Annotated in this window: 10 protein-coding genes and 1 pseudogene; 6 read left to right on the top strand and 5 right to left on the bottom strand. The window is 72.5% G+C overall.

Features of this window, described 5'->3' with window-relative positions; translation table 11 throughout:
* Positions 1-53 precede the first annotated feature (53 nt).
* From BOQ63_RS08255 to BOQ63_RS08245, 3 genes are all read right to left on the bottom strand, one after another.
* Positions 54-692: a VC0807 family protein gene (locus tag BOQ63_RS08255; RefSeq protein ID WP_072653959.1), complete on the bottom strand. Its 639-nt coding sequence runs from the start codon at positions 690-692 to the stop codon at positions 54-56.
* Positions 689-1330 carry a TetR/AcrR family transcriptional regulator gene (locus BOQ63_RS08250; protein ID WP_030284607.1) on the bottom strand — a complete coding sequence of 214 codons (642 nt, stop codon included), beginning with the start codon at positions 1328-1330 and terminating at the stop codon, positions 689-691. The genes BOQ63_RS08255 and BOQ63_RS08250 overlap by 4 nt, the downstream gene beginning before the upstream one ends.
* Positions 1331-1431: 101 nt before the next feature.
* Positions 1432-2205, bottom strand: coding sequence for a class I SAM-dependent methyltransferase (locus BOQ63_RS08245; protein ID WP_030284610.1), 774 nt, complete (start codon positions 2203-2205; stop codon positions 1432-1434).
* A gap of 213 nt (positions 2206-2418) precedes the next feature.
* On the opposite strand from BOQ63_RS08245, the gene BOQ63_RS08240 reads away from it, so the two are divergent.
* Positions 2419-2985 (top strand): hypothetical protein, encoded by a 567-nt coding sequence (locus BOQ63_RS08240; protein WP_030553009.1) that lies wholly within the window; start codon positions 2419-2421, stop codon positions 2983-2985.
* 124 nt (positions 2986-3109) lie between these two features.
* Here BOQ63_RS08240 and pdxR read toward each other — a convergent pair whose 3' ends face one another.
* Positions 3110-4519, bottom strand: a complete 1410-nt coding sequence (gene pdxR / locus BOQ63_RS08235) for a MocR-like pyridoxine biosynthesis transcription factor PdxR (protein WP_030553008.1) — start codon at positions 4517-4519, stop codon at positions 3110-3112.
* A 47-nt stretch (positions 4520-4566) separates the two neighbouring features.
* On the opposite strand from pdxR, the gene BOQ63_RS08230 reads away from it, so the two are divergent.
* The 5 genes and pseudogenes from BOQ63_RS08230 (at position 4567) to BOQ63_RS08210 (ending at position 10387) form a co-directional block, all read left to right on the top strand.
* Positions 4567-5799 (top strand): MFS transporter, encoded by a 1233-nt coding sequence (locus BOQ63_RS08230; RefSeq protein ID WP_072653958.1) that lies wholly within the window; start codon positions 4567-4569, stop codon positions 5797-5799.
* Between the two features lie 253 nt (positions 5800-6052).
* A pseudogene (locus BOQ63_RS08225) lies at positions 6053-6423 on the top strand (RidA family protein).
* On the top strand, positions 6362-6721 hold the full coding sequence (locus BOQ63_RS08220; RefSeq protein WP_191093530.1) for a hypothetical protein: 360 nt from the start codon (positions 6362-6364) through the stop codon (positions 6719-6721). The pseudogene BOQ63_RS08225 and the gene BOQ63_RS08220 overlap by 62 nt, the downstream one beginning before the upstream one ends.
* A gap of 14 nt (positions 6722-6735) precedes the next feature.
* Positions 6736-7695 (top strand): ketopantoate reductase family protein, encoded by a 960-nt coding sequence (locus BOQ63_RS08215; protein WP_046386613.1) that lies wholly within the window; start codon positions 6736-6738, stop codon positions 7693-7695.
* Between the two features lie 1009 nt (positions 7696-8704).
* Positions 8705-10387: a GAF domain-containing sensor histidine kinase gene (locus tag BOQ63_RS08210; RefSeq protein ID WP_072653957.1), complete on the top strand. Its 1683-nt coding sequence runs from the start codon at positions 8705-8707 to the stop codon at positions 10385-10387.
* A 26-nt stretch (positions 10388-10413) separates the two neighbouring features.
* Here the strand turns inward: BOQ63_RS08210 and BOQ63_RS08205 are convergent, their stop codons facing one another.
* Positions 10414-10830: a pyridoxamine 5'-phosphate oxidase family protein gene (locus BOQ63_RS08205; protein WP_072653956.1), complete on the bottom strand. Its 417-nt coding sequence runs from the start codon at positions 10828-10830 to the stop codon at positions 10414-10416.
* Positions 10831-10924: the final 94 nt, after the last annotated feature.

Below are 10924 nucleotides of genomic sequence, written 5' to 3'. Positions count from 1 at the left end.
GCCGCCGGTCGACCCCCGGGGCGGGGCGTCGGTCGAGGGAGGGTCCGTCCCGCTCAGGCGCGCAGGCCGTGGCGCTTGGTGTAGGCGAGGTGGAAGAGGAACAGCGGCACGGCGATGACCGGCCAGCAGGCCTGCATGGCGGCTGGCGCGGCGTCGACCGGCAGCAGATGGGCGAAGACGAGCTGGGCGAGGGCGTTGAGCAGGCTGGCCGCGCCCCAGACCGTGGTGAGCACCCGGAGTCCGCGGCGGAAGGCGGCGTCCTGGTGCCAGCGCCCCTCCCAGGCGCGCAGCCCGTCCTCGCCCGCTTTGACCTGCACGAACGAGCGGAAGAGGACCATCAGGGCCGGTCGTCCGTAGCCGACGGAGGCGAGCAGCCAGACGCCGATCAGTCCGCCGAGCATGCCGGTCCAGGCCTCGCGGACCAGCAGGGTGCGAGGGTCGCCGGTGAGCGTGGAGAGGAGGAGCCCGAGCCCGATCATGCTGAGGATCAGCAGGGCGAGGAAGTCCACGCGGCGGGTGCGGATCAGGCGGACGACGACGGTGGCCGCCGACACCGCGGCCGACCAGAGCAGGGACCACCACTGGTCGACGCCGGCGAGGCGCAGCCCGTAGTAGACCCCGAGCGGCAGGACGAGGTCGAGCAGCAGGGGTAAGAGGCCGGCGGTCCGGCGCGGAGCGGTGCGGACGGTCATGACGCGCCGCCGTTCGCGGTGGCGAGGCCGAACAGGGTGACCAGTTCGCGCCCGTAGGCACGCGGGTCGAAGTCGTCGCCCACGGCGAGCCGGTTGGCGGCCGCGTCGATCGAGGCGCGGATCGCCATGGCCATGGCCTCCGCGTCGAAGGGCCGGAAGGCGCCGCTGCGCTGGCCGTCCCGCAGGTGCTGCACGAGCAGGGCGACGGGGGTGTCGAAGCCGGCCGCGCTGACCAGCGGAGTGCCGTCCTCCCGGCGGGCGTTGGCGAGGACGTCCACCAGCGCCCGCACCTCGACGGGGTGTTCCGCCAGGAAGTCGAGGTTGGCCTCGATGTAGGCGGCCAGCATCGCGGCGGGTTCGTGCTGGGCGCGGATGCGCGGCTGCATGGCGACCCGCGCCTGCTCCTGGACGGTGTCGACCAGGGCCTGGAAGAGGTCCCCCTTGTCGTCGAAGTGGTAGGAGATCAGCCGCACGCTGGACAGCCCGGCCCGCTTGGCGATCTGCGCGAACGAGGCCCGCGCGTAACCGAGTTCCGCGACGGTCTCGATCGCCGCGGTGACGATCTGGGCACGCCGGGCGTCGGTGACGAAGGTCCGGCCGCTCTCCGGAGCCGCGGCGTCCTGAGGATTTACTCGCATGAGTAAAAAGTAACACGGACCGGCAAAATGAAGGGCGCAAAAACACCCCGCCGTCCCGTGAGGGGCAGGCCGGCGGGGCTGCGCGGGGAAGGATCGGCAGGTCAGGGCGCCCGGGCGATCAGGAGGGGCTGGAAGAAACCGGTGGCGTCGGGCTGCTCCCAGTCGGCCCCGACGAGGCCCGCCTCTGCGGCGAAGGAGCTCAACTGCGCCTGGCCGAGCGCCCAGTAGCTGGAGCGACGGACCGTGACCCGCCACTGCGCGGCGTCGTCCGGCAGCAGCTGGAACAGCTCCAGGTCGTAGTGCTCACCGTCCTCCCGCCAGTGCCAGAGCTGGAAGACGACCGACCGCCGGCCGTCCCGCTCGGCGGTCTGCGGCGGGGTGGAGGCCGGGCGGTCGCGGCGCAGCCGGTCGTACGGCCGGGTGGAGACCAGCAGCAGCCCGCCCGGTCGCAGGACCCGGCGCATCTCGCCCAGCGCGGCGCGGACGTCCTCGGCTGTGAGCAGGTGGGGCAGCGCGTTGTCGGCGCACACCACGACGTCGAAGCGCCCGTCCGGGAAGGGAAGCCGGCGCATGTCGGCGGCAGCCGCGGGCAGCCGCAGCCCGCGCCCGGCGGCCTCGGCGGCGGCCCGGGCGACAGCGACCGGGCTGAGATCGGTGCCGGTGACCGCGTGGCCGAGCGCGGCCAGGCCGATCGCCTGGGTGCCGATGCCGCACGCGCAGTCCAGCACCTCGGCGGGGGCCTCGCCCAGGCGTGCGCGGATCAGGGCGTCCAGCGCGCCGCCCTGACGGGCGAGCGAGGCGTCCCAGTCGGCGTAGAGCAGGTGGTAGTCGCGGGCGAAGTCGTCGTAGAAGCGGCCGAGTTCGGAGCTGGTCATGGCGTCGGAACCTCCACGGGCGGGGCAGGGGTAGCGGGCGACATAGGCGTTGAAGGCCGTGCGCCGTCTGCCGGGCGACATCGGCAACGACCCGTGGCCGAGCGGCTCGCCGGCTTCTTCGTCCGTCATGACGGCTATCCTCACCCGGACGCATTGACACGGAGTACCGGTTTTTCGCGGCCGCGGTTCCGGACCGGAGGAAAGGTGCGGCCCGTGGAACGGATACCGGACGAGGACCAGTTGGACGGGCTGCGCCCGCTGCTGGAGTCGGGCGAGGCCGTCCTCGGTTACGAGCCGGACGGGCCGGCCGGGCCCGGGCAGGGCTTCGCCGACCGCTGCTGGGTGCTGCACACCCTGCGAGTGGACGGGCGGCCGGTGCGCTGGGCCGAGGCGCTGGCCGGATCCGGGCGGCGCCTCGCCGATTGGCCGTTCACCCTGTCGTATCTGGTGTTCCGGGATCCGGTTGCCCTCGTCGGCGAGGTCGAGCTCCCGCGGATCGGGGAGCCGGACCGTGACTGCCTCGTACGGCTGGTGGAGGTGCTGGCCCGGCACAGTGCCGACGGGCAGGCGACGGACTGCCGCTTCGCCTCGGCCGCGATCGAGGACCTCCTGCGGCCGGTGACGGCCCATCGCGGCCGACTGGACGAGGCCGTGGCCCACTACGACGCCTGGCCGGAGGGCAGACAGTTCCCCGCGCACTGGTGGCCCTCGGACGGCTCCTGGTTCGTCCTCACCAACTGGGACCTCAGCGCCCCCGCGACGGTTCGAAAAGTACTCTGACCTGCGAAGGTGAAGTGCCGGACCTGGTGCTCGTCCAGTCAGCAACGTGCCCTCGATGTGCCGTCCCGGGCCGAAACGCTAGCACGCGGTCGAAGTCGGCGGTGTGGGCCACGGGGCCGGCACGCTACGGCCGACCGGTGAGCAGGTGGCCGACCGCCGCGATGCCCTCGGTGATGGCTCGCTCGCCGACGTTGCCGAAGCCGAGGACGAGTTGTGCGGGCGTAATGGTGCGTGAGGCACGGCAGGTGCTGATGCCGTAGAGGCCGACGGACCTGGCGCGGGCGGCGGTGACGATGTGGTGCTCGTCTGCGCCGGCGGGCAGGTGGGCGACGGCGTGGAAGCCGGCCGCGAGACCGGTGACCGGCAGCTCGGGGGCGTGCTCGGCGAGCGCGGCGAGCAGGGCGGCGCGGCGGGCCGCGTAGGTGGCGCGCATGCGGCGCAGGTGGCGGTCGAAGCGCCCGGACTCGATCAGCCTGGCCAGGGCGAGCTGGTCGAGCGTGGGCGTGCCGCGGTCGCTGCGGTGCTTGCGCTCGGTGAGCGGTTCGACCAGATCGGCCGGGCAGACCATCCAGCCTATCCGCAGGGCCGGGGCGAGGGACTTGCTGACGGTGCCGAGGGAGATGACCCGGTCTGGCGCCAGGCCCTGGAGCGCGCCGACCGGTTCCCGGTCGTAGCGGAATTCGGCGTCGTAGTCGTCCTCGATGACGATCGCGTCGCGGTCCCTGGCCCACTCGGTCAGGGCCAGTCGGCGCTCCGGGGTGAGGGCGACGCCGGTGGGCCACTGGTGAGCGGGGGTGACCACGACGGCGCGCGCGTCCGTCGCCGCCAGCGCGCTTACATCGATGCCGTGTTCGTCGACCGGTACGGGAATCGCCCGAAGCCCTGCCACCGCGGCGGCGTCGCGGACGGTGGCGGGTGAGCCGGGGTCCTCGAAGGCCACCGTCCGCGCGCCGCCGTCCGCGAGGACGCGCAGGGCGAGGCCAAGCCCCTGGGCGTAGCCGTTGCAGACGACGATGTGCTCGGGGTCGGCCGCAGCCGCGCGGACCCGGCGCAGGTATCCGGCGAGGACCTCGCGGAGGCCCGCGCTGCCGCGCGGGTCGCCGTAGTCGAACTCTGCCGTCGGCATGGCATGGGCCGCCTCGCGCATGGCCCAGAGCCAGTCCTGGACCGGGAAGGAGCCCAAGTCCGGTACGCCCCACCGGAAGTCGGCCACTAGGTGCGAAGCGGTGCTTCGCGGCCGTGCTGCGCCGGGCGGTGCTGCGGCGCCGGCCGCCACCCGGGTGGCGGAGCCGGGGCGGGTCACCAGGTAGCCCTCGGCCAGGAGTTGGGCGTAGCACTCCTGCACCAGCCCGCGTGAGAGGCCGAGCGTGCGGGCGAGTTCCCGGGAAGACGGCAGCCGTTCGCCGACATGCAGGCGGCCGGCGCGGATCGCGTCCCGCAGCCCGTGCTCCAGCTGCGCGCGCAGCGGCTGGCCGCTGGTCCGGTCGACGGCCAGCAACAGCTCGGGCGGGGAACTGGACCACTCCAGGGGCATGGAACTGGAGCTTACCGGCGATCCGGTCGGCCGCTTAGCGTCCTGCCGTGACCGAAACGATCGACTCGACTCCTTCATCGCCCGCGCCACGCCCGCCGCTGGTGACGCGGCCGCTGCTGCTGCGCTTCGTGTCCATCCTGGGCGCTTCGACCAGCTTCTACCTGCTGCTGTCGGTCGTCCCCGGCTACGCGACGGCCGGCGGCGGGGGCGGCTGGACGGCTGGGCTGGCCACCGGCGCGCTGATGCTGGCGACGGTGGTGGGCGAACTCGCGACGCCCGCCCTGGTCAACCGCTACGGCTACCGGGCCGTCCTGGCCGTCGGCCTGGGCCTGCTGGGCGCACCGGCGCTGGCGCTGGTGTTCACCCCGAACCTGTGGTGGATCGTCACGGTCTGCCTGCTGCGCGGACTCGGTTTCGCGTTCACCGTGGTGGCGGGCGGCGCGCTGACCGCGTCTCTCATCCCGGCCGAACGGCGCGGTGAGGGACTGGCGCTGGTCGGGATCGTGAGCGGGGTGCCCTCGTTGGTGGCGTTGCCGCTGGGTGTGTGGCTGTCCGCGCACATGGGCTACGGCGTGGTCTTCACTTCCGGGGCGGTGGTCGCGCTCGCCGCGATCCTCGCGGTGCCCGGCCTGCCCGACCGGATCCGCACGTCGGGACGCCCGGTCGGGATCTCTGAAGGCCTGCGCACGGCCGGACTACGGCGCCCTGCCGTGGTCTTCGCCGTCGCGGCCGTCGCCGCCGGGATCGTCGTCACATTCCTGCCGCTCGCCGTCCCCGCTTCGGCCACGGGCCTCGTCGCCGTGGCGCTGTTCGTCCAGCCCGCGGCGGCCACGCTGGCCCGCTGGCTCGCCGGCCGGCACGGGGACCGGCATGGCTCCGCCGGTCTGGTGCTGCCTGGCCTGCTGCTGTCGGCCGCTGGCACGCTGCTGATGGCACTGACCCGCAGCCCGCTGGCCGTCGTCGTCGCGGTCGGTGTGTTCGGGATCGGCTTCGGCATCATCCAGAACGCCACCCTGACGCTGATGTACGCGCGCGTGCCCACCGCTGGCTACGGCACCATCAGCGCGCTGTGGAACTTCGCCTACGACGCGGGCATGGGCGCCGGCGCCGTCGCCTTCGGCTGGCTCGCGGCAGGAACCGGCTACCCCTGGGCCTTCACCCTGACCGGCACCGCGATGCTCACTGCCGTCGTACCGGCCTGGCGCGACCACCGCGCCGCCACCCGAGCCGAGGCGCGCGGAACGAAGGCACCCGCGTTGGCGCGCGCACCGCTCCAGTGACGACTGCCGTGACGCCAACCCACGGCAAGCCGTCCATGCCGTGCCCGTGACACACCCTCGCTGGTCGCATCTTGCCCGCTAACTCGGCTGTGGCCGGGGGCCGCCTGCCGCGAACTGGGCGTCACCCTCGTACGCACCGGGCTCTGACTCTTCCATCACTGACCACTCCGACCGCGATCACGATGTAGGAGATCCCTTGCAGCACTTTGTCCGTCCCCTTGACAGTCCGCCCGTCAACGGCTTCAGCCACGCGGTGGCGTTCGCCGGCCCCATGGTCGCGTCTCCGGCCAGATTCCCCCGGACGCCGAAGGCCGAATCGTGGGCGAGTCCGACGCCGCCGCCCAGACTCGGCAGGTCTTCACCAACCTGGCCACCGCGCTGCGGGCAGCCGGCGCCCGGATGCAGGACGTGGTCAAGCTGACCGTCTACCTGACCGATCTGGCCGACCTGGACGCCTTCCGCCGGATCCGTGACGAGCATCTGGACCCCGCCCGCCTGCCGGCCTGTTCCCTGGTGAAGGTTGCCGGACTCGTCCACCCAGCTGGATATCACCGAGCGCGCCGTGCTCTTCGACCTGATCAGCGAGCAGGCGGAGGCGCTGGTTCACCTGTACGCGAGCTGTGACCGTGCCGTCGTGTATCCACGTTTCGGCGGCGCCCGGCCGGTCGTCTTCCGCGACCGTTTCACCGGCCGGGACCACACGCCACCGGACCCGGACATGCGCGCCTTCCTCGAAATCACTGCTGCCAACGAACTCGACGCGCTGGCACACAATGCCGACCTGGCCGAACGCTACGGCCGGGCACTGCAACGTTTGTTCCTCAGCTCGCGTGACCTGTTGTCCGCCGCGGCGTGGGACGCCTGCTCACGGCAGCTCGGCCAGTACTCCTCCGATCCCGACCAGTCCCGCGCCTCAAACTGAGAGGAACCCCACCCATGCCCGACTCCGGACAGTTCGCTGCCGAATCCCTCCTGATCCCGTCCCGCGCGACCATCGCCGTGCTCGGTCCCGGAGGAGTCGGCGGTCTGCTCGCCGCGCTGCTCTCCCGCGCCGGACACCGTGTGATCTGCCTCGCCCGCGAGGAGACCGTCTGTCCGCTGCGCCAGGACGGTATCCGTGTCCGCAGCAGGCAGTTCGGCGACTTCACCGGGGCGGTCGAGGTAAACACCGTGCTGCGCGAGCCCGTCGACCTGTGCCTGGTGACAGTCAAGAACACCGCACTCGGCGCTGCGCTCGACCGCATCCCACCACAGTGGCTCACCAACGGTGTGCTGCTGCCGCTGCTCAACGGCGTCGAGCACACCGACGCCCTGCGGGCAGGCTACGGGGACGAGCGAGTCGTACCGGCCGTGGTCCGCGTGGAGTCCGCCCGCACCGCGCCGGGCGTCATCAGGCACGGCAGCCCGTTCGTCGAGATCGACCTGGTCGGTCGCCAAGAGCAGCTCGCCCCGCTCGCCGAACTGCTCACCGGCGCCGGTGTGGCCACCCGCGTCCTTCCGGACGAGCGCCAAGTCCTCTGGGCGAAGCTGGCCTTCCTGGCCCCCTTCGCCCTGCTCACCACCCGCCATCGGCTGCCCATCGGCGGCATCCGGTCCGAGCGGCGGGACGAGCTGACGGCTCTGGTCGAGGAGACCGTTGCGGTCAGCCGGGCCTGCGGCGGGCAGACAGTGGTCTCCGAAGTCCTTCAGCGCTATGACGCGTTCCCCGCCGACAGCAAGTCGTCCATGCAGCGCGACGCCGAGGCGGGCCACGCGCTGGAACTCGACGCCATCGGTGGAGCCGTGCTGCGCGCTGCCGAACGGCACGGCATCCGCGTGCCGCTCACGACGCGACTCGTAACCGAACTCGCGGCTGGCATCGGCCTTCCCCGCCACGGCCGCGACAGCCCGGCGTGAACGCCCGACGGTCCGCGAAGGCGTCGCGGACGCGCACTGGCGCTCCCGGGCGCAGCACGCGGCGGGGCTGGGTGTCATCACCGACGGCAAGACCATCCTGCTGCTGCAATGGGCCGCCATGGACGGGCCCTTCGCCGCCACAGCGGGCACCAGCTGACGCCGCTGCTCCGGCCGGCCCCCGCTTCGAGGCACCCGTCCGGCTTGGAGCGCGTGCCGTCAGGCGGCAGTCGGGCCGCTCGACGAGCCGGCCGCGCTTGAAGCGGGCACCATCGCGCACGAGTGGGACGAGGTGGGCGCCGTTGAGGGTCTGTACGGTCTTCGGCTCTTACAAGATTTTCGTAACCGGTGATCCCGGTGATCTCTTCAACTCGCCTATGGTGTGGCTTGGTTGGCGGTGGGACGCTGTCCGGGTGTGGTGTCATGGCGGGGGACCTGCTGCCGCGGCTGGCCGTGGTGCAGGTCGAGCGCGTGGAGGCCAGCGGGGATCTACTGAGGATCACTGCCCGGACCAGGGATGACTTGCCGGCGGCGCGTCCGTTGTGCGGGCAGTCGTCGGACTGGGTGCACTCTCGATAGGAACGGCATGTCGCGGGCGAGGCGGTTGGCGGTCGGGCGGTCGTGATCGACTTATCGGTGCACCGCCTGTACTGCGAGACCCACCTCCTGGAAGTCTTGTCGTCCATGGCGGCCTGCCCGGCCATGCGCTCGCCCTCGGGGCGGGGGTCTCGTGCCGCACCGAGCCAATCAAGTGCCGGGCGGTACGCGGCAGATCCGTTCGGGCCCGAGTGGGCGGGCCAGTGGTCCCTGTATCGAGGTGTTCGGCAGGCCGGGTGCATCTCGTCGGTACGGCCCATCGATCGGCCGCGCCGGTTCCTCCCCTGGCCGGGGGCCTTACGGGACCGGAGACGGGGCAGAGCCGGACTGTCGGGGAGGGCTTCTGCGACAATCGACCGGCCGGTAGCCAGGACGGAAGGAGGCTCGCGTGGGTGGGGACGGGGTGCGGTCTCGGATGCCGCAGCTGCGGCTGGACGAACTGCTGGAGGAGCTCCAGGCGCGGATCGACGCGGCCCGCGGCACTCGGGACCGGGTGCACAGCCTCCTGGAGGCTGTGCTGTCGGTCGGCCGCGAGCTGGACCTGACACAGGTGCTGCGGCGGATCGTGGAAGCCGCGGCGGTGCTGGTGGACGCGAAGTACGCGGCGCTCGGCGTGATCGGGCCGGACGGCGAGACGCTCTCCGCCTTCCTGACCGTGGGCCTGTCGGAGGAGGAGATCGCGAAGATCGGCCCCTACCCAACGGGCCGGGGCATCCTCGGAGAGCTGATCCGCAACCCCGAGTCACTGCGACTGGAGAACCTCTCCGAGCACCCCGCGTCGTACGGCTGCCCGATGCACCACCCGGTGATGCGAACCTTCCTCGGCGTACCGGTACGGGTGCGCGACGAGGTCTTCGGCAACCTCTACCTGACGGACAAGCGGGGCGGCGAGGAGTTCGACGCCGACGACGAGTCCGTGATCGCCACCCTGGCGGTCGCGGCCGGCGTGGCGATCGACAACGCCCGGCTGTACGAGGAGGCTCAGCGCCAGCAGCGCTGGCTGAGCGCGAGCGCGGAGATCACCCGCGCGCTGCTGTCCGGGGGCTCGCGCTCGGAGGTGCTGGAGCTGATCGCGCAGCGGGCCCGGGAGATCACCGGCGCCGACCTCGCCGACGTCTCCGTGCCGCTGGCCGGGACGGACACCGTGCGGGTGGAGCTGGCTCTTGGTGGGGACGCGGTCGGCCGGACGGGCCTGGTCGTGCCGTTGGCGGGGTCATTGTCGGGTGAAGCCTGTGCTTCGGGCGTGCCGGTGACCACGGCGGATCTGGCCGGTGAGCCGCGGCTGTCGGCGGGGGCGCGCCGGTTCGAGGGGCTCGGTGCGGCGGTCGCGGTCCCTCTGGGCCGGGCCGAGGGGCAGATCGACGGTGTGCTGCTGCTCGCCAGGGAGGCCGGCGCGCCCGAGTTCACCGACCGCGAGATCGGCCCGCTGCTGGGCTTCGCCGACCAGGCCGCGCTGGCCCTGGAGCTGGCGGAACGCCGCCGGGACGCCGAGCAGCTGGCGATGCTGGAAGACCGCGACCGGATCGCCCGCGACCTGCACGACCTGGCCATCCAGCGGCTCTTCGCGACCGGGATGACGCTGCAAAGTGCCGCCCGCTTCATCGCGCACCCCGGCGCGTCGGACCGGGTGCTCCGTGCGGTCGGCGACCTGGACGAGACGATCAAGATCATCAGGTCGACGATCTTCGGGCTCCGCGCTCGCGAGGAGCGCTCCGGCCAGGGCCTGCGGGCCAGGGCCGTGCGGGCCGTCGAGCAGGCGCAGGCGGTCCTGGGCTTCCCGCCCCGGCTGAGCATGGAGGGTCTGCTGGACACCGACGTGCCGGCGGAGATCGCGGAACACGTCGTGGCCGTCCTGGGGGAGGCGCTGAGCAACGCGGCCCGGCACGCGAAGGCGGACCGGGTGGAGGTCGTGCTGGGCGCCACCGGGCAGCAGGTCATGCTGACGGTGCAGGACAACGGTGTCGGCGTTCCCGAGCAGGGGCGGCGCAGCGGCCTGCGCAATCTCGCCGAGCGGGCGGAAGGGCTCGGGGGCGGGTTCGAGCTGATCAGCCCTGCGGAGGGCGGTACTCGACTGACCTGGTCCGCCCCGTTGCGGTGAGGCGGGCTGACGGGGCCGCGGGCGGGTCACACCTCGCACGCGGGTGAAGCGGGCAGGGAACGCCCGGACACCAGTTCCGGACGGATCCGGACGGTCACCTGGTCGGCCGACTTCGCGGGGGCGGGCACGGCGGCGGGAACGGGATGGCTCGCCGCGCTGACGGATGTGACGTCGGCCCGGCCGAGCACGGTGACGCTCCACCCGCTGCCGTCGGTCTCGCTCAGCTCGCTCGCCTCGAAGGCGACGACCGCGTCGGTGACGGCGCGGGCGATCTCGGAGCCGGCGTTCGCCTGGAGCAGGACGCTGCCGTCGGTCGCGATCCGGTATCGGACCGGCATCACGGCGGGTAGGGCGCCGACGGTGTAGACCAAGCGGCCGACGGCTGTCCCGCCCAGCAGTTTCAGGCACTGCGACTCGTCGAGTGGAGTGAATTCGGCTGTCATGGCGTCCATGCTCGGCGGAGGCCGGTCGGCCTGCGAGGGTCCGATGGTCCCTCGTAGGACTTCTGGCGGTCCTGCCGTGCCGGGGGCCTGTCGG

The sequence above is a fragment of the Streptomyces viridifaciens genome, assembly GCF_001888885.2.
GTDB lineage: Bacteria > Actinomycetota > Actinomycetes > Streptomycetales > Streptomycetaceae > Kitasatospora > Kitasatospora aureofaciens.
Note: the sequence above shows the minus strand (reverse complement) of the source record. Positions and strands in the feature narration are given on the sequence as shown.

What these genes read in the sequence shown, in the direction of transcription:
- BOQ63_RS08215 (WP_046386613.1), top strand. Translation starts at nt 6,736, where the DNA reads ATGCCCGACTCCGGACAGTTCGCTGCCGAATCCCTCCTGATCCCGTCC.
- BOQ63_RS08245 (WP_030284610.1), bottom strand. Translation starts at nt 2,205, where the DNA reads ATGACCAGCTCCGAACTCGGCCGCTTCTACGACGACTTCGCCCGCGAC.
- BOQ63_RS08250 (WP_030284607.1), bottom strand. Translation starts at nt 1,330, where the DNA reads ATGCGAGTAAATCCTCAGGACGCCGCGGCTCCGGAGAGCGGCCGGACC.
- pdxR (WP_030553008.1), bottom strand. Translation starts at nt 4,519, where the DNA reads ATGCCCCTGGAGTGGTCCAGTTCCCCGCCCGAGCTGTTGCTGGCCGTC.
- BOQ63_RS08210 (WP_072653957.1), top strand. Translation starts at nt 8,705, where the DNA reads ATGCCGCAGCTGCGGCTGGACGAACTGCTGGAGGAGCTCCAGGCGCGG.
- BOQ63_RS08205 (WP_072653956.1), bottom strand. Translation starts at nt 10,830, where the DNA reads ATGACAGCCGAATTCACTCCACTCGACGAGTCGCAGTGCCTGAAACTG.
- BOQ63_RS08255 (WP_072653959.1), bottom strand. Translation starts at nt 692, where the DNA reads ATGACCGTCCGCACCGCTCCGCGCCGGACCGCCGGCCTCTTACCCCTG.